Below are 17,930 nucleotides of genomic sequence, written 5' to 3'. Positions count from 1 at the left end.
GGTAGCGGGCGATGAAAACCATCCCCGTTTAGGGAGCTCGTTCACCTGAGTTTCGATCACACATCCATGACGCGTCGCTTATCACACGTGATTTTTGAGGGTGATCTGTGGTCTGCTATGCCTGAACCGGTGGAGGTGGTCGCGTGCCAGACCGACAACCGACCCCCAACGGCGCCCCCATATCGGGTGAGGTAGCGCCGGTGATCCCCGCATGCCGAAATAAGTCATCCGTGCACGCCGTGCCCGATGGGGATCGCGATGGGGGAGGTGCCGGACATACCCCGGTCATGTTCCCCTGGGGAAGACGCAAGGTACTTCTGCTCAACGCCACGTTCGAACCGCTGACCGCGCTGTCACTGCGACGCGCGGTCGTCCTCGTCGTGTGCGGAAAGGCCGAGGTCGTGCACGGTGATCCCGCGGGTCTCGTGCTGCACTCCTCGACGTCCGAGGTGCTCGTGCCGTCCGTCATCCGGCTGAGCACCTACGTTCGCGTTCCCTATCGCGGCCGGGTGCCGCTGACCCGTGCCGGGTTGATGCACCGCGATCGCTACCGCTGCGCGTACTGCGGTGGCCGAGCCGAGACCATCGACCACGTCGTGCCGCGCAGCAGGGGCGGGCCCCACACCTGGACCAACTGCGTCGCGTGCTGCGCGAAGTGCAACCACCGCAAGGCGGACAAGCTGCTGTCCGAGCTGGGGTGGAGGCTGCGCGTGGTACCCGCCGCTCCGCGCGGGCCGCACTGGCGGCTGCTCGCCGGGGTGGCCGAAGCCGACCCGCAGTGGCTGCCGTACCTGGGTGAGCCCGCGGCCTGAGCCGGTGTCAGGCCGCCAGGGCCAGCTCGTCCTTGCGCGCCGTGATGCGCACCGAGTCGCCCATGGTGATGCGAACCGAGTCCTCCGCGGTGATCCGGACCGAGTCCTCGCACGTGATGCGCACGGAGTCGTCGTTCATCGTGATGCGCACCGAGTCTTCTGCCGTGATGCGGACCGAGTCTTCGCAGGTGATGCGGACCGAGTCGTCCATCGTGATGCGGACCGAGTCCTGAGCCGTGATGCGGACCGAGTCTTCGCAGGTGATGCGCACCGAGTCGCCCGCCGTGATGCGCACGGAGTCGTCCATGGTGATCCGGACCGAGTCGCCCATGGTGATGCGCACCGAGTCGCCCATCGTGATCCGAACCGAGTCGCCAGCGGTGATCCTGACCGAATCGCTCGCGGTGATGCGAACGGAGTCGCCGCAGGTGATGCGGACCGAGTCGCCGGCCGTGATGCGGACCGAATCGCCAGCAGTGATCCGAACGGAGTCACCCGCTGTGATGCGAACGGAGTCACTGGCCGTGATACGCACTGAATCGTCCTTGTAGCTCGGAAGGGTGAGGAGGCGTGCCTGGGGGCGGCTCGTCGTGAACATAATGTGTCCTCCAGGACTGTCGGGCGGGTGCGCAAGACCCGTATAGGTGAAAAGCTAGAAGCCGGTTGTTCCAGGGACAAGACCCCAAACCGGCACCCGTTCGCCGCCGTCCGGGTGAAGGCCTACCGGGTGTAACCGCTGCGCCGCACGAGAGCGCTCACTGCCTCTACTGGCCGGTATGGACACGATGCGTAGCGTCCGAATCGGTGGAACGTGATGTTCGTCACGACAGGTTCGGCGGCTCAGGCGTGCGCAGTCCTCAGTTCCGGTTGCTTCATCATCGCGGCTGCCTGTGTGGGGAAACTCCCGGACATCGCACCGGGACGCGCGATCACGCTGGCCCGGCCGCTCGCGCACGGGTGAAGTCGGTTACCGTACCGCCGTGACCATCGTGGAGACCGTGCTCGTCTTCGCGCTGATCCCGCTGGCCATCTACGGCGTGATCACGCTTCTGACGATTAGGCCCAAGGCCACCCGGATTCCCCGGTACCGGCCGGGGCAGGAGTGGGGCTACGCCCCCGTGTGGTGGAGTGCCAACCCCGCCGGCCTGAGCCGCGCCCCCGAGGCCGAGGCTGCTGTCGTGGGTGGACGGACGGCAAGGGGAGGTGCCCGTGGCAACTGGTGAGATTCAGCGCGTCGACCCGGACCGCGAGCTCGGGATCGGCGAGGCGATCACGAACAGCGGCAGGCTGTCCGTCGCCAAGATGTACGAGCCGCACGCCCCGTCGCTGCCGTTCACGCCCGCGCAGCTGTCCTCTTTGGACGAGGCGCTGACGTTGTCCAGCCGCAGCACCGGGCTCGACTTCAGCGTGTACCTCGGCGAGCTCGGCAAGGAGAGCCGCGCGCGTGCCGAGGAGCTGCACGCGCAGACGGCCAGGCCCGCGCACGCGGTGCTCGTCGCCGTGTCGCCGGGTGAGCGCGTCGTCGAGATCGTCACCGGTGAGGAGTCGCACCGCAGGCTGCCCGATCGAGGCGCCAAGCTCGCGGTGATGAGCATGGTCGCGTCCTTCAAGGAAGGCGACCTCGCGGGTGGTCTCGTCAGCGGCCTGCGCATGCTGACCGACCAGGCCGGTCACGCTCCCCGCTCGTAAGGAACCCCAGAGGCGGACGAGGTCAGCGTCGAACCCCCTCGACCCGACGCTGACCCCTGTTCCCCCCTGCATCCCCCGCACGTTCCATGGTCCGCTCCGGACCCGCGCGGCGCGTCAGCCCTCAATCGGATCTTTCGCATCACCCTCTGGGTGTACTCAGTCGAGTCCGGTGACCCTGACCAGTCCGTTCTGGTACGCGACGGCGACGGCCTGCGCCCGGTCGCGCAGATCGAGCTTCATCAGGATCCGGCTCACGTGCGTCTTGACCGTCGCCTCGCCGAGCACCAGCCGTTCCGCGATCTCCGCGTTCGACATGCCACGCGCGACGTACGTCAGCACCTCGGACTCGCGCGGCGTCAGCTGGCTGAGCCGGTCGCGCGCCGCGAACGTCGACTCCGGCACCGCGCGCAGCTCCGCGATCAGATCCAGGGTGACCGCCGGATCGAGCCACGCCTCACCGCGCGCGATGACCTTCACCGCGGCCACGAGGTCGGTGCTGGCCCGGTCCTTGAGCAGGAACCCGGACGCCCCCTTGCGCAACGCGTCCCGCACCGCCGCACCGACGTTGTAGGTCGTCAGCACCAGCACCTTGACCGGCCGGTTCGGGTCGGCGGCGAAGTCGTCGGCGGTGATCAGGCTGGTCGCCGCGACCCCGTCCAGCTCGGGCATGCGGACGTCCATCAGCACGATGTCGGGCTGCAGCTCGCGGGCCAGCTCGACGGCCTCGCGTCCGTTGCGGGCGTCGCCGACGACGTCGATGCCGTCCTCGCGCTGCAACAGCATCCCGATGCCTTCGCCCACGAGGTCCTGGTCATCGGCCAGCAGGACCCGAATCGCCATCCGTCTCGTCCCCCCGTTGCGTGGGCAGGGTGGCCGCCACCAGGAAACCGCCCCCCTCGGCGGGGCCCGCGGTGAGCTTCCCGCACGCCGACTGCACGCGTTCGCGCAGCTTGCTCAGGCCGTGCCCCGTCGACAACGCGGCCGAAGTGGGCGCGCGCTGCTCACGTCCATTGTCCCGCACCTCGATCACGAGCTGCTGAAGTTCCCAGCGCATCGTGACCACGGCGTGCGCGTGCGCACCGGCGTGCTTCGCGACGTTCGTGAGCGCCTCCTGCACGACCCGGTACGCGGCGAGGTCGACGCTCGGCGCCAGCTCGCCGGGCGTGCCCTGCTCGAGCAGCTCGACGGACGGGCCCGCCGACCTGATCACCTCGACCAGTCCGGCCACCTGCCGCACACCGGGCGGCGGCTGGAAGTGGTGCTGTTCCCCGCCGTCCTGCACGAGCTTGAGCAACCTGCGCAGCTCGACCATCGCCTGCTGCCCGGCGGACTCGATGTTGGCGAGCGCCCGCTCGACGTCCTGGCTGACGTCCGACCGCCGCGCCCCTGCCGCCTGCAGCACCATCACCGTCACCGAGTGCGCCACGATGTCGTGCAGCTCGGCGGCGATCCGGTTCCGCTCCGCCGCGACCGCGAGGTAGGCCTCCGCCTCCTCGCGCCGCTGCGACTCGAGCACGAACCTCCGGTGCGACTCCCTCCACCGCCCCACGGCCCACGCGCTGACGTAGACGATCAGGTAGAAGGGGCCGCTGGTGATCACCCAGGTGAGCTCCTTGCCCGGCGGCGCGATCTGGTACTCGCGCCACAGGTAGCCGGCGATCGGCGCCACGGACACCGCGAGCGCGACCACGGACCACTTCCGGCCGCCGTACACCGCGACCGTGTAGAGCGCGAGCAGCATGACGAACGTCGGACGCGGTCCCGGTGCGGGCATGAGACCCAGCAGCGCGACGGTGTGCGCCCACACGACCCAGAACACCGCGACCGGATGCTCCCTGCGCCACGCCAGCGCGATCGGCGCGACGGCGCCGATCGCGACCCACACCGTCGGCGCCGACGTGACGTTGAGCGCCCAGAACCCGAGGACGTCGAGGACGAACAGGGCGGTGGCCAGTGCCAGGTCCTTGAGGCGGACGCTCATTCCCAACCTTTCCGCTCAGGCGGGCTAACGACAGTTCTCTCCGCACCCCATGGCGCAGTTCGCGCCGATCTCCTCGGCGGTCGGCTCGCCGAGGAACCGGAGCTCGCGTGCGCTGTACTCCTCCTCCGCGGCGCGGGCGTTCTCCAGCGCCTTGGTGATCTCGACGTCGGACAGCCGGTCGCCGAGGTCGCCGAGCTTCTGCCCGGCTCGCCAGACGTCCTTCTCGGCGGCCAGTTCCAGCACGAGGGCGTCGCGGGTCGTCGGGCAGCCGCGTCCGTGCCGGGACGGGTGCGCGAGCCGGATGCCTGCCATGGTCTCGCTGGTGCCGTTCAGCTTCCCGACCATGGCGGCCGCGGGTTTGATCCGTTCGACCACGTCGCCGTCCGCCAGCGGAACCGGCGTGATCAGCACCTCGAGCTCGGCGAGGCTGCCCAGCTCGGCCTTCTCGTCGAGCACGACCAGCGCCACGTTCTCGTTGATCAGCCCGCCTACCCCCAGTGGCCGGTCCAGTGCTGTGTCCCCGGCTTTTATGAGCACCGCCAACACTTTCCGATCGCTCATCTCTTCTCCCCCTTGAGACGTGAACGAGCACGGCGACCGTAGCGATTCCAACGGAACCACAACGCCGTTTCGGTGTAGTCAGACCGAGAGCTGACTTCCGCCGTCCGCCGTGAGGGGGAGCCGCACGTGGAAGCAGGCGCCTTCAGCGGACTCGGCGAGCCACACGAGTCCGCCGTGCCGCTCGGTCACCTCGCGCACGATCGCCAGCCCGAGCCCCGCACCGCCGGAGTCGCGTTCACGGGCCCGTTGCGACCGGAAGAACCGCTCGAACACCAGCTCCCGGTCGGGCGCCGGGATCCCCGGACCGTCATCGGCCACGACGAGCTCCGCGAACCGCTCCTCCGCGCGCAGCCCGACGGTGATCCGGTGCCGCGCGTGGCGTTCGGCGTTGTCCAGCAGGTTGCGGACGACCCGGCCCAGCTCGCCCGTCCGGCCGCGCAGCCGCGCCGCCGAGAACGGCGACAGCTCGACGTCCACCACGCCTCGGGCGCGGACGGCGTCGATCTCGGTCAGCACCACCTCGTCCAGGTCGACCCACTCGACGGGCTCCGAGACGCCGTCGGTCAGTGCCAGCACGATCAGCTCGTCGGTGAGGCCGCCGAGCCGGACGGCCTCGCGGTGCACCTCGCCCGCCAGCCGGACCCAGTCGGTGCCGGCCGGGTGCGCGAGGCCGACCTCGAGGCGGGTGCGCAGGCTGGCCAGCGGGCTGCGCAGCTCGTGCGCGGCGTCGGCGGCGAAGCGGCGCTGGCGCTCGTGCGTCTGCTCCAGCCTCGTCAGCATCTCGTTCATCGTGCGGGCGAGCCTGCCGATCTCGTCGTCGGACGCCGGTTCGGGCACGCGCCGGTCGAGCTGGCTGCCGGTGATCTCGGTGACCCGCTCGCGGATCGCCTCGACCGGGCGCAGCGCCCTGCCGACCACCAGCCACGCGGTCCCGCCGACGGCGACGAGCAGCAGCGGCACGATGATCACGAGCGCGGACGCCGCCGCCTCCACGCCCTCGTCGGCGTGCTCCAGCGACGCCGCCGCGTACACCGCGACCGGCCGTCCGTTCACGGCGCCGACGACGCCCGCGACGGCGTGGTGCTCGCCGTCCGGCAGCCGGGACGTGCCGGTGACCGGGCCGTCGTCGGGCCACAGCGCGAGCAGCCGGGTGTGCGCCAGCTCGGAGCCCGCGGCGGCGACGGTGCCGTCGCGTTCGACTATCTGCACGAGCGACGGCAACGCGGGCGGCAGGCCGTTCACGATCATCGGCACGACCGCGTCGGCCTGCCGGTGCGCCTCGTCCTCGGCGTTGCTCGTCAGCCGGTCCCGCACGAGCGTCAGCGCGACCCAGCCGCCCGCGACGAGCCCCAGCCCCACGACCAGCACCGCCAGCGCGGTCAGCCGGACGCGGACACCGGCGCGACGGCTACCCGCCATCCGGTGCCAGCCGGTAGCCGGACCCCCGGACGGTCTCGATGGCGTGCCTGCCGAACGGCAGGTCGATCTTGCGGCGCAGGTACGCGACGTAGACCTCGAGCACGTTCGAGTGGGTCGGGATGGCCGAGTCCCACACCTCGTCCAGCGCGAACCGCTTGGACACCACCTGACCCGGCCGCGACATGAGCAGCTCCAGCAGCGCGAACTCCCGAGGCGTCAGCTTGATGGTCGTCTCGCCGCGCCGGCAGCGCCTGGTCACCCGGTCCAGCGCGAGGTCGCCCGCCGTCAGCACGTCCGCCCGGTCCAACCCGGTGCGCCGCAGCAGCACGTGCAGCCGGGCCAGCAGCACCCGGTAGGAGAACGGCTTGGTCAGGAAGTCGTCCGCGCCGATGCGCAACGCGCGCAGCTGGTCCATCTCGCCGGTGCGCGCGGTCAGTACCAGCACCGGCACCCGCACGCCCGCGCGGCGCAGCTGGGCGCACACGTCCAGGCCGGGCAGGCTCGGCAGCATCAGGTCGAGCACGATCGCGTCGAACGGGCGGCTGAGGCTCGCGTCGAGCCCGAGCAGGCCGTCGTTGGTGGTCTCGACCTCGAAGCCGTCCTGGCGCAGGCCTTCGGCGAGCGCGTCGGCGAACGACGCCTCGTCCTCGATCACCAGCACCCGTCCGACCGGGGTCACGTCATCACCTGGCTCGAGATCAGCCTGCCCTGGTCCAGTATCAGCACCCCGGTGCAGATCCGCTCGACCTCGGGCACGGCGTGCGTCGAGAGCAGGACGGTCGTGCCGCGCGTCTCGGCGATCGTGCGCACGAGCGTGAGGATCTCCAGCTGCCCGGTGGGATCCAGCCCGGTCGTCGGCTCGTCGAGCAGCACCACCGCCGGGTCGTTCACGAGCGCGCGGGCGAGGCCCAGCCGTTGCCGCATGCCGCGGCTGTAGGTCGCGACGCGGGCCCGTGCAGCGTCGGCGAGCCCGACCTGGCCGAGCAGCTTCACCGCGGTCCGGACGGCCTCCTCGCGGGACAGCCCGAACAGCCTGCCGTGGTAGGTCAGGTACTCGACTCCCGTGTGGTGGCCGGGAAATCCGGGGTTCTCCGGCAGCACGCCGATGAGCGGCCGGATGTCCGCGGGACGGCTGCTCGGCACCCCGGCAACGGAGAAGTCGCCGCCGGTCGGTGCCAGCAGAGTCGACAGCATGCGGATGGTCGTGGTCTTGCCCGCGCCGTTCGGGCCGAGCAGGCCGATCACCTCGCCCTTGCGCGCGGTGAAGCTGACCGAGTCGACGGCGGTGCGGGCGCCGAACCACTTCGTCAGCTCGTGCGCCTCGACGGCGATCTCCTCGGACCGCGCGTCGGACCGGACGAACGACCAGATCTCGTGCGGCAGCTGGGTTCTCGCCGGCGTGTGCGCGCGAGGCGGTTCGAGTGCCGGGTCGGCGCGCAGGATCGACCGCTGCAGGTCGCTGAGCCGCGACTCGGGTTCCAGCGCCAGCTCGTCGGCGAGCCGGGCGCGGGCGGTGCGGTAGGCGTCCAGCGCGTCGGTGACCCGGCCGCACCGGTAGAGCGCGAGCATGAGCTGCGCCTGCAGCCGCTGCCGGTACGGGTGCAGCGCGACGAGGTCGGTGAGCTCGCCGACGACGGCCGCGTGCCTGCCCAGCCGCAGCTCGGCGTCGAGGCACTCCTCCAACGCGGAGAGCCGTGCCTCCTCGAGGCCGTGGCACAGGACGGCGGCGGCGTCCGGTGTCGTCACGTCGGCCAGCGGCGGCCCGTGCCACATGGCGAGCGCGTGGCGCAGCAGCGACACCTTCACCGCGTCGTCGTTCTCCTGGCGCGCGCCCGCGACGACGGCGCGGAACCGGTGCACGTCGATCGACAGCGGGTTGACCTTCAGCATGTACGCCGAGCCGCGCGTGATGATGTCCGCGTCGTTGTTCCCCGAGCGGCACTGCCTGATCGCCTGGCGCAGGCGCGACACCCGGACGTGGATGGCGTGGTGGGCCGTGCGCGGCGGCTGCGACGGCCACGTCAGGTCGACCAGCCGTTCGACCGGCACGAGCTGGTTGACGTTCAAAGCGAGTATGGCGAACGTGAATCGTTGTTTCCGCGGCCCGAGATCAAGTTGAAGTTTTTGCTCCCAGGCCTCCACGGCGCCCAGTAGTTGAAACTCCACGGCGCCCCCCTCCCGGCGGCTTCCCCTGTCCGTGAATCGGTCGAACCGCCCATTCCGTTTCGCGCCATTGGTGTGAGTCACTGCCCGTGTGCGGGTCATCGCTGCAGGTTGATGAGCTACGCGCGTTATTCGTATTTCGTGTTCTCATCGTTCTCTAATCTCCATCCGTTCCACTTATGGCATTGCTCCGACTGAGGAGGGATGCCATGCCAGGTGTGACTCTCGAAGCTCGTGAGTTGTCGAAGTGGTTCGGTTCCCGGACGGCCGTGGACTCGGTGAGCTTCACCGCCCGCGAAGGCGAGGTGATCGGGCTGCTCGGGCCCAACGGCGCGGGCAAGACCACGACCATCCGCATGCTGTCGACCGTGCTCGCGCCGACCGGGGGCGAGTTCTCCGTCGCGGGCGTGCCGAGCAGCCGGCCCGCGGACATCCGGGCGCGGATCGGGGTGCTGCCGGAGAGCGCGGGCTACCCGGCGCACCAGACGGGACTGGAGTACCTGATCTACCACGGCAGGCTGTTCGGCCTGTCCCGCGACGAGGCGCGCAACACCGCCGTGAAGCTGCTCGGCCAGGTCGGTCTCTCCGAACGGGCGCAGTCGCGGATCTCCACCTACAGCAGGGGAATGCGGCAACGGCTCGGCATCGCGCGGGCACTGGTGAACGACCCGGACGTCGTGTTCCTCGACGAGCCGACGCTGGGGCTCGACCCCGCCGGGCAGCGGGAGATCCTGACGCTGGTGCGCACGATCGCCGAGGCGCGCGGCACGACCGTGGTGCTGTCCACGCACACGCTGCCCGAGGTCGAGCAGGTCTGCTCGACCGTGCTGATCCTGGACAAGGGCAAGGTGCTCGCCGCGGGCACGGTCGCGGACGTGACCAGCACCGACGCGAACCGGCAGTCCGGTCACCTGCGCGTGCCACCCGCCCAGGTCGCGCGGGCCAAGGAGGTGCTCGGCGGCGTCGCCGGGGTGTCGGTGCTGTCCGACGAACGCCGGGACGTAATCGCGATCACCGCGACGGACGGGATGAACGCCGCGCTGTCGGCCGTCGTCGACGCGGGGATTCCCGTGCTGTCGTTCCAGATCGACGGTGCGCGGCTCAGCGACGCGTTCCTCGCGATGACCCGCGGGAGCACGTCGTGACCGCGGCGGCGGGTGAGCGCACCCGCGCGCACGGCTGGCGGATCATCGCCGCGCAGGAGTGCCGGGACCTGTGGCTGAGCGGGCGCGGGCCGTTGCTGCTGTTCGCCTACGCCGTGCTGCTGAGCGCGGTGACGTACCTGGCGGCCACCAACCAGATCCTCAACTTCCTGGAGCAGCGCGAGTCCGTGAACCTGGTGCTGCAGATCGCGGTCGCGGTGGGCGTGCTGCTGACGCTGGTGGTGGCCGCGGACGCGATCAGCGGTGAACGCGAGCGCGGCACGTTCGAGAGCCTGCTGCTGACGCCGGTGTCGCGCGGCGCGATCGTGCTGGGCAAGCTGGTGGCCGCGATGTCGTTGTGGGGCGCGGCTTTCCTCGTCTCCGTGCCGTACCTGTGGGTGCTGGGCAAGGGGGTCGCGGTGGTGGGGGAGGCGGTGGCGCTCGGCCTGGTGATCGGGACCGTGCTCGCGCTGTCGATGGCCGCGATCGGCCTGGTGATCAGCGCCGTGTCGAGCTCGAACAAGGTGAGCCTCGCGGTGGCGCTGTTCCTGATGCTCGCGTTGTTCGCGCCCACGCAGCTGCCCGCGATGCCGACGTCGTCGGTGGGCGACCTGCTCGTGCGGATCAACCCGGTGACGGCCGGGATGCACTACATCCAGCTGGTGCTCCTCAAAGGACACGGCTGGACGCAGGACCTGACGTACCTGATCTCACCGGTGGTGGCCGTGGTGGCCGCCGTCGTGGCGCTGGCCGTGGCGGGGCCGCGCATCGTCCGGCTAGCGGGAGGGGTTGGATCGGGATGAGACTGCTGATCGCCGCGTTGCTGCTGGCACTGCTGCCTGCCACGGCGTCCGCGACCGTCGAGGTGGCGGTGGCCGAGACCCGCATCGACAGCACCGTCGGCGCCTACCTCAACATCAGGACGACGGTCACGAACACGGGTGCGGAGCCGACGGGCAAGCTCATCGCGCACCTCAACGTGGCTTCGTTGAACGACGTCTACGTCGACCTGGAGGACTGGACCGCCGCGCCGACCCAGTCGGTGGAACCGTTGGCACCGGGGGAAAGCGCTCAGGTGTCGTGGGACGTCCAGGCGGTGAACGCCGGTGTGTTCAACGTCTACGCCGTCGTGCTGCCGAACGGGTCGTCGGCGCTGGCCGTGAGCCCTCCGATCCACGTCGAGGTCGCGGGCCGCCGCATCCTCAGCGCGGGCGGCGCACTCCCGATCGCCCTGATCGTCCCCCTGCTGCTGGGCTTGGCCGTCTACGCGGTGCGCCGCAGACTCCGCGCCACCGCCTGACCGGGTACGACGTCATGGCCACCTCGACCAACGCGAGGTTGGTCGAGGTGGCCACGACGACACTCGGACTAGGCGGGAGCGGGGGAGGGTTCGGGTTCGGCGTGCTCGGGCTTGCGGCGGGGGCCGCCGAAGCGCAGGTAGAGCGACGGGGTGACGAAGAGGTTCAGCAGGGTCGAGGTGAACAGGCCACCGATGATGACGATCGCCATCGGGTGCTCGATCTCGTGACCCGGCAGGTCGCCCGCGATCGCCAGCGGCACCAGGGCGAGCCCGGCGGCCAGTGACGTCATCAGGATCGGCGCGAGGCGTTCCTTGGCGCCGCGCAGCACCAGTTCGTGGCCGAACGCCTCGCCTTCCTCGCGTTCCAGGTGCTGGAAGTGGTTGATCATCAGGATGCCGTTGCGCGCGGCGATGCCCAGCACGGTGAAGAACCCGACGAGCGAGCCGAGCGACAGGATCCCGCCCGTCATCCAGGCGCCCAGCACGCCGCCGACGAGCGCCATCGGCAACGTCAGCAGCACCAGGATCGCGAGCCGCCAGCTGTTGAACGCGGTGACCAGGAGGATCAGGATGCCGAGCAGCGCGGCGCCCGCGAACAGCAGCAACCGGTTCTGCGCCGACGTCGCCTCCTTGTACTCGCCGAGCAGCTCGGCGTGGTAGCCGGCGGGGAACTCGACCGTCGCCAGCCGTCGTTCGACCTCCTGCGCGACCTCGACGAGCGCCTTGCCCTCGCCCACGTTCGCGCCGACGTCGATGCGGCGCGACCCGTCCTCGCGCAGGATCTGGTTGGGCGTCGAGACGATCTTCACCGTCGCCAGGTCACCGATCGGCACCTTGCGGCCGTCCGCGGCGTCCATCAGCAGGTTGCGGACGCTCTCCACGCTGAACCTGGCCTTCGGCTGGCTCCACACGTGGACCTCGGTGTTCTTGCCGTTGCGCCAGATGTCGCCCGCTTCCTCGCTGGAGATGAACGACGCGGCGGTGCGGCGCACCTCGCCCGGCGAGATCCCGTACTGGCTCGCCTTGCCCAGATCGACCTCGACGGCGACCTGCGGGATGTTCGTCTGCAGGGTGACGTGCTCCTCGATGATGCCGTCGATGCCCGCGATGAGCTCCTTGACCTGGTTGGCCTTGTCGCGGATGAGGTTCAGGTCGTCGCCGTAGATCCGCACGGTGATGGCGTCGCTCGACCCGGTCAGCACCTCCTTGGTGCGTTCTTTGAGATATGTCTGCACATCGCGTTGCAGGCCGGGATAGCCGTCCACGACCTTCTGCACCGCGGCGAGCGTCTTGTCGTAGTCGACGTCGGGGGCGATGCTGATCCAGTTCTCGGTGAAGTTCATGCCGACGATCTCGTCGGCGAGCGTGCCCTGCCCGATGTGCGCGCCGAAGTTGCGCACACCCGGAATCGCCCGGAGTTCCTTGCTGGCCTGCATGGTGATGCGGACCATCTCGGTGCGGGAAGTGCCGGGCTGCGCGACCCAGTGCATCAGGAAGTCGCGTTCCTTGAAGGCGGGGAACAGGTTCTGCCCCAGCAGCGGCACGATCCCGATGCCGGCGACCATGACGAGTCCCACGACGCAGTAGGCGACCACCGGACGCAGCACGATCCGCCCGAGCAGCGAGACGTAGCCGCCCTGCAGCACCCGCACCAGCGGCGACTCGCGCCGCTCGATCGGTGCGTTGCGCAGCAGGATCAGCGCGAGCGCCGGGATCACCGTCAACGCCACCAGCAGGGACGCCAGGATCGACAACCCGTAGCTGAACGCGAGCGGCCGGAAGAACGACCCCGTCAGGCCGCCGAGCAGGAACACCGGCACGGTCGACACCAGGATGATCAGCGTGGCGTGCACGATCGGCCCGCGCACCTCGATCGAGGCTTCGAGGATGATCGACGCGGTCGACTGCTCGCTGCCCTCCCTGCGGGCCTGGCGTATTCGCCGCACGATGTTCTCGATGTCGATGATCGCGTCGTCCACCAGGACGCCCAAGGCGATCACCAGCCCGGCCAGGATCATCACGTTGATCGTCGAGCCGGTCGCGTTGAGCACGAGCCCCGCGGCGACCAGCGAGAGCGGGATGGTGACCGCGCTGATCAGCGCGACCCGCCACTCGAACAGGAAGAAGATCAGGATCAGCACGACGAGACCGAAGCCGATCAGCATCGCGCGGCCCAGGTTGTTCACCGAGGTCTCGATGAACGTGGCAGGCCGGAAGATCTCGGTGTCGACCTGCAGGCCCTGCATGCCCGGCTGGAAGTCCCTGATCGCCTCTTCGACGCCGCGCGTGACGTCCAAGGTGTTGGCCCACGGCAGCTTCTCGACGATGACCATGATGCCGGGGCCGTCGTTGATGACCGCGTCACCGGTGAGCAGCGACGGCGGCATGATGTCGTCGCGGATCTCGGCCACGTCCTTGAGGAACACCTTCGGCGCGTCGGGCGCGGTCTCGATCGGGATCTCGGCCAGCTGCTGCCCGGTCAGCGCGGGCAGCTGGTGCTGCACGGGGAACCGGTTGTTGGCCGTGTCGACGTAGCCGCCGGTGCCGATCTCGAAGCCGCCCTTGAACTTCAGCTGCCCCACGTCGACCGCGTTGCCCGCGGACTCCAGCACCTGCGACATCGTGACGTTGAACTTCTTCATCAGGTCCGGGTCGACCAGCGCCTGCTTGACGTGCCAGCGGTCGCCCCAGATCGCCGCGTTCGCGACGCCGGGCACGCGCATCAGCCTCGGCCGCAACGACCAGTAGGTCAGCAGCGCCATGTCGACGTGGGCCTGGTCGGACTTGTCGGCCTGGGAAATGCCGATCTTCATGGCACGGCTGGTCGACGACAGCGGCTGGATCATGAACGGCGAGTTGGCCCACCTCGGCAGCCGCTGGCTGATCGAGTTGAGGCGTTCCTGGATCAGCAGCCGCGCCTTCATCAGGTCGGTGTCCGGCGTGAAGATCATGACGATCGACGACAGCTGCGACACCGACTTGGACCGCATGGCCGTGAGGCCCTCGATCCCGTTGAGGCCCTGCTCCATCGGAACGGAGACCAGTTCCTCGACGTCCTTCGCGGACAGTCCGATGCAGATGGTCTGGATCTCGACCCGAGGCGGGGCGAACTCGGGGAACGCGTCGATGGACATGTCCTTGACCTGCATGATGCCGAAGAACATCAGCATCGACGCCCCGACGACGACGAGGAACTTCAGCTTCAGGCTCGTAGCGATGATCCAGCGCATCATGGTGGGCTACTTCCCGACGCCGAGTTCGGCTCCGTACAGCTCGATGACACCCGTTTTGACGACCGTCGTGCCCGCGGCGGGGCCACCGGACAGCACGGCGATCTCGCCGACCGAGCCGGTCACGTTCGCGACCACGACCTGCTCCCGCACGTACTTGCGCGGCCCGGCGACGGCGTAGACCCACGTCCCGCCGTCCGGCGTGTAGAGCACCGCGGCGTACGGCACGTTCAGCGCGCCGGACACGAGCGTCACGGTGGTCGTCTCGACGCCCACCCGCTTCTCGGCCTGCTCGGTGAGCGTCACGCTCTTGACGTTCTTGCCCTGGATCGCCTCGACCTTGGCCGGCTTCTCCGGCGCGGTGCCGTCCGTGGCGGACGTCGCGACGGAGCACCCCGCCGCGCCCAGGCTCAGCGCGACCAGTGCCGCGCCCACCCATCGCCGGCTAGACAGTTTGCTGGGCATCTGCCTTCTCCTTCGCGACGAACTGCAGGTAGAGACCGGGCAGGACGAGCAGGTTCACCAGTGCGGTGGTGACCAGGCCGCCCAGGACGATCAGTGCGAGCGGGGCGATGACCTCGAGGCCCGTGACCACGCCGTAGAACGCGACCGGTGCGAGGGCCGCGGCCGCGGCCAGCAGTCCCGTCACAGCGGGCGTGAACCGCTCCCGCGCCCCGAGCGCGACGGACTCGCGGTCCCGCGCACCCAGGTGCTCGTAGTGCGCGACCTGGAGCATCGCGCCCCGCACGGCCACGGCGAGCACGGCGAGCAGCCCGAGCAGCGCGGCGACCGACACGGAGTCGCGTTCCAGCACGGCCACCAGCACGCCGCCGGACAGCGCCGCCGGCAGCAGCAGGAACGTCAGCGTCGCCATCCGCCAGCTGCGCATCCCGGCCTGGAGCAGGAAGTAGAGGAGGATCGCCGCGCCGATGACGTAGGTCCAGTTGCGGAAGTCCGTCGCCGCGCGCTCCTGGCTGTCGCCGAGCACCTCGAGGTGGTGCTCACGCGGGAAGCTGACGCCCTTGACCCGGTCGGAGACCGCGGCGGTGACCTCGTCGAGCCCGCGTCCGCGCACGTTCGCGACGACGTCGACGGCGCGCGACACCCGGTCGTGCGTGATCATGGCCGGCTTCGGCGAGATGCGGACGTCCGCGACCTCGCTGAGCTTCACCTGGGTCGGGCCGCCCTCCGGACCGCCGGTCGGTGCGTCGATCAGCAGGTCCCTGATGGCCGTGGGGTTCTGCCGCAGCTCCGGCTTGCCCCAGACGACGACCTCGAACACCTTCTGGTTGTCGAACAGGTTGCCCGCCACGGTCGCCGCGACCAGCGTCGCGGACTGCCTGCGGACGTCACCCGGCTTGAGGCCGTACTTGGCCGCCCGGTCGACGAAGACCTCGATCTCCATGGTCGGCTGGATGTCGTTGCTGTTGATCCGCGGGTCGGTGATGCCGTCGACGCCCTTGATGATGTTGAGGACCTCGTTGGCCTTGTCGTTCAGCACGCCGTAGTCCTGGCCGTAGACGCGCACGACGACGTCCGACGTGGATCCCTTGCTGATCACGTCCTGGACCTGCCTGCCCGAGTACGTGAGGACGTCGCTGCGGATGCCGGGGTAGCCGTCCACGACCTGCCGCACGGAGTTCAGCGTGGCCTCGTAGCCTGCGTCGGGGTGCATGCTGAGCCACACCTCACCCGAGTTGATGTTGACGATCTGGTCCGACGCCAGCGCGCGTCCGGTGTGGGCACCCGCGTTGCGCACGCCCGGCGTCGACCGCAGCTCGGTGGTGAGCGCGGCGGTGATCCGGTTCATCTCCGGCCTGGACGCGCCGGGCGCGGCCTCCCACTTGATCAGCAGGTCGCGTTCCTGCAGCGTCGGCGCGAGCGGGCGGCCGCCGAGCAGCGGCAGCACGGCCAGTCCCGCGATCAGCAGCACGCCGGCGAGCGCGAAGCACACCACGCGGAGGCGCAGCAGTCCGCCGAGCACCGCTGCGTACCCGCGTTCCAGCCAGGCCGCGAACGGCGACTGGCGGTGGCGCAGCGAGTCCTTCGCCATCAGCACGGTCGCGAGCACCGGTGCGACGGTGAGCGCGACGAGCATCGACGCGCCGACCGCGATCAGGAACGCCACGGCGACGGGGGAGAGCAGCGCGCCGCGCACGGCGTCGAGCACGAGCACCGGCACCACCGAGACGACGATGATCACCGTCGAGACGAACAGCGGTCCGCGCACCTCGAGCAGCGCGTCGCCGATCACGTCGTGAACGGGCAGCTCGCCCTTGTCCCGCAACCGGTGCCGGACGTTCTCGACACCCGCGACGGCGTCGTCCACCACGACCGCGAGCGCCATCACCAGGCCCGCCGTGGTCATCATGTTGAGCGGTATCCCGAACCAGGACAGCACGAGCACCGTGATCGACACCGAGCTCGCGACGGTCAGCAGGCCGACCAGCCCGGCGCGCCAGTCGAACAGCAGCGCGGCGATCACGAGCAGCAGCAGGAGCGCGCCGACGAGCAGCGTCGTCGTCAGGTTGTCCCGCATCTTGTCGATGAACGACGCGGGCCGGTAGATCGTGGTGTCCATCTGCACGCCGGGCAGGCCGGGGCGCAGGTCGTTCAGCGCGGCCTCGACGTTCTTGGTGACCTCGCCGACGCTGCTGCCGGGGTAGCGCTCGACGACGAGCATCAGGCTGGGCGTGTCGTTGACGACCGCGTCACCGATGAGGATCTGGTGATCCTCGACGATCGTCGCCACGTCACCCAGCTTCAGCCCGCGGTCCTCGGCGCCCTGCACCGTCACCTTGGCGAGCTCGGCCGGTGTCTTGATCGGCTGGTTGTGCTGGATCTCGATGCGCTGGTTCTGGGTGTCGATGAACCCGCCGAGCCCCGGCGTGGACGCCTCGACGAACGTCAGCGGCGACACCCACAGCGCATTGGCCGACGTGCGCAGCACCTGGTCCAGCGTGACCGCGTTCTGCGCCAGCTTCGACGGGTCGACCTGCACCTGCAGCTGCCGGTCCCGGAAGCCCCAGATGGACACGTTCGCGACGCCGGGCACGCCGAGCAGCCGCGGCACGACCGTCCAGCGCGACAGCAGGGACATGTCGATCAGCGACTTGTCCTTCGCCGACATCCCGATCATCATCAGCCGCCCGGTGCTGCTCAGCGGCTGGATGACCAGCGGCGGCTTGGACGACGCCGCGGGCAGCGCGGGCACCATGGTGAGCCGCTCCTGCACCACCTGACGCGCCTTGATGGGGTCGGTGCCCGGCTCGAACGTCATCTCCATCGAGCTGAGGCCGGGGATGTTGCGCGACTCCAGCTTCTGCAGCCACGGGATCCCGTTGAAGAACTCGTTCTCCATCGGGTTGGTGATCAGGTTCTCGACCTCCTCGGCCGACAACCCGAGCGCCTCCACCTGGACGTCCACCCGCACCGGACCGAACTCCGGCAGCGCCTCCACGCTCGTGTTCCGCAGCTGCACGAACCCGAAGGCCATCAGCGCGACCGCGACCGCCAGGACGAGACGGCGGTATCTCTGGCTCGACCCGACGATCCATCGCATCATTGCCGAGGCCCCTTCACTCCGATGACCTTCATGGCATGGAGCGAACGATGAGGTGCCCTGGTCACAGA

At 69.7% G+C, this 17,930-nt stretch carries 16 protein-coding genes; 6 read left to right on the top strand and 10 right to left on the bottom strand.

The features are described from left to right. Positions 1 to 230: 230 nt before the first annotated feature. Positions 231 to 812: an HNH endonuclease gene (locus FKR81_RS16970; protein ID WP_407936525.1), complete on the top strand. Its 582-nt coding sequence runs from the start codon at positions 231 to 233 to the stop codon at positions 810 to 812. A 7-nt stretch (positions 813 to 819) separates the two neighbouring features. On the opposite strand, the gene FKR81_RS16965 is transcribed toward FKR81_RS16970, so the two are convergent. Beyond that, on the bottom strand, positions 820 to 1,347 hold the full coding sequence (locus FKR81_RS16965; RefSeq protein WP_186763007.1) for a DUF2345 domain-containing protein: 528 nt from the start codon (positions 1,345 to 1,347) through the stop codon (positions 820 to 822). Positions 1,348 to 1,792: 445 nt separating this feature from the next. On the opposite strand from FKR81_RS16965, the gene ctaJ reads away from it, so the two are divergent. Together ctaJ and FKR81_RS16955 are read left to right on the top strand one after the other, a co-directional pair. Beyond that, positions 1,793 to 2,035 carry an aa3-type cytochrome oxidase subunit CtaJ gene (ctaJ, locus tag FKR81_RS16960; RefSeq protein WP_146353010.1) on the top strand — a complete coding sequence of 81 codons (243 nt, stop codon included), beginning with the start codon at positions 1,793 to 1,795 and terminating at the stop codon, positions 2,033 to 2,035. After that, positions 2,022 to 2,501 (top strand): DUF5130 family protein, encoded by a 480-nt coding sequence (locus FKR81_RS16955; RefSeq protein WP_146353009.1) that lies wholly within the window; start codon positions 2,022 to 2,024, stop codon positions 2,499 to 2,501. The genes ctaJ and FKR81_RS16955 overlap by 14 nt, the downstream gene beginning before the upstream one ends. A 156-nt stretch (positions 2,502 to 2,657) precedes the next feature. On the opposite strand, the gene FKR81_RS16950 is transcribed toward FKR81_RS16955, so the two are convergent. The 6 genes from FKR81_RS16950 to FKR81_RS16925 all read right to left on the bottom strand — a co-directional run bounded on the left by FKR81_RS16950 (position 2,658) and on the right by FKR81_RS16925 (position 8,529). After that, entirely contained in the window at positions 2,658 to 3,341 is a 684-nt protein-coding gene (locus FKR81_RS16950) for a response regulator (RefSeq protein ID WP_146353008.1), read from the bottom strand. Beyond that, the gene (locus FKR81_RS16945) at positions 3,313 to 4,482 is read right to left on the bottom strand and encodes a sensor histidine kinase (RefSeq protein WP_146353007.1); all 1,170 of its coding nucleotides are present in this window, start codon (positions 4,480 to 4,482) and stop codon (positions 3,313 to 3,315) included. The genes FKR81_RS16950 and FKR81_RS16945 overlap by 29 nt, the downstream gene beginning before the upstream one ends. Positions 4,483 to 4,506: 24 nt before the next feature. Beyond that, complete coding sequence (locus FKR81_RS16940; RefSeq protein WP_146353006.1) at positions 4,507 to 5,043, bottom strand: hypothetical protein; 537 nt, start codon at positions 5,041 to 5,043, stop codon at positions 4,507 to 4,509. A 78-nt stretch (positions 5,044 to 5,121) separates the two neighbouring features. Then, on the bottom strand, positions 5,122 to 6,462 hold the full coding sequence (locus FKR81_RS16935) for a sensor histidine kinase (RefSeq protein WP_146353005.1): 1,341 nt from the start codon (positions 6,460 to 6,462) through the stop codon (positions 5,122 to 5,124). Next, complete coding sequence (locus FKR81_RS16930) at positions 6,452 to 7,141, bottom strand: response regulator transcription factor (protein ID WP_146353003.1); 690 nt, start codon at positions 7,139 to 7,141, stop codon at positions 6,452 to 6,454. The genes FKR81_RS16935 and FKR81_RS16930 overlap by 11 nt, the downstream gene beginning before the upstream one ends. Next, on the bottom strand, positions 7,138 to 8,529 hold the full coding sequence (locus FKR81_RS16925; protein ID WP_186763006.1) for a BTAD domain-containing putative transcriptional regulator: 1,392 nt from the start codon (positions 8,527 to 8,529) through the stop codon (positions 7,138 to 7,140). The genes FKR81_RS16930 and FKR81_RS16925 overlap by 4 nt, the downstream gene beginning before the upstream one ends. A gap of 305 nt (positions 8,530 to 8,834) precedes the next feature. Between FKR81_RS16925 and FKR81_RS16920 the strand changes: the two genes are divergently transcribed. Genes FKR81_RS16920 through FKR81_RS16910 form a run of 3 tightly spaced genes read left to right on the top strand, consistent with a single transcriptional unit; the run spans position 8,835 to position 11,067 of the window. Continuing rightward, entirely contained in the window at positions 8,835 to 9,770 is a 936-nt protein-coding gene (locus FKR81_RS16920; protein ID WP_146352999.1) for an ABC transporter ATP-binding protein, read from the top strand. Beyond that, on the top strand, positions 9,767 to 10,570 hold the full coding sequence (locus tag FKR81_RS16915) for an ABC transporter permease (protein WP_146352997.1): 804 nt from the start codon (positions 9,767 to 9,769) through the stop codon (positions 10,568 to 10,570). Before FKR81_RS16920 ends, FKR81_RS16915 begins: the two co-directional genes overlap by 4 nt. Beyond that, on the top strand, positions 10,567 to 11,067 hold the full coding sequence (locus FKR81_RS16910) for a hypothetical protein (protein ID WP_146352995.1): 501 nt from the start codon (positions 10,567 to 10,569) through the stop codon (positions 11,065 to 11,067). Before FKR81_RS16915 ends, FKR81_RS16910 begins: the two co-directional genes overlap by 4 nt. Before the next feature lie 68 nt (positions 11,068 to 11,135). Here the strand turns inward: FKR81_RS16910 and FKR81_RS16905 are convergent, their stop codons facing one another. Genes FKR81_RS16905 through FKR81_RS16895 form a run of 3 tightly spaced genes read right to left on the bottom strand, consistent with a single transcriptional unit; the run spans position 11,136 to position 17,862 of the window. Continuing rightward, complete coding sequence (locus FKR81_RS16905; protein ID WP_146352993.1) at positions 11,136 to 14,300, bottom strand: efflux RND transporter permease subunit; 3,165 nt, start codon at positions 14,298 to 14,300, stop codon at positions 11,136 to 11,138. A gap of 6 nt (positions 14,301 to 14,306) precedes the next feature. Continuing rightward, positions 14,307 to 14,762: a hypothetical protein gene (locus FKR81_RS16900; protein ID WP_235921588.1), complete on the bottom strand. Its 456-nt coding sequence runs from the start codon at positions 14,760 to 14,762 to the stop codon at positions 14,307 to 14,309. Next, a complete protein-coding gene (locus FKR81_RS16895; protein WP_146352991.1) occupies positions 14,743 to 17,862 on the bottom strand; it encodes an efflux RND transporter permease subunit in 3,120 nt (1,039 codons plus the stop codon). Before FKR81_RS16895 ends, FKR81_RS16900 begins: the two co-directional genes overlap by 20 nt. Between the last annotated feature and the right edge of the window lie 68 nt (positions 17,863 to 17,930).

The organism is Lentzea tibetensis (genome assembly GCF_007845675.1).
GTDB classification, from domain to species: domain Bacteria; phylum Actinomycetota; class Actinomycetes; order Mycobacteriales; family Pseudonocardiaceae; genus Lentzea; species Lentzea tibetensis.
Note: the sequence above shows the minus strand (reverse complement) of the source record. Positions and strands in the feature narration are given on the sequence as shown.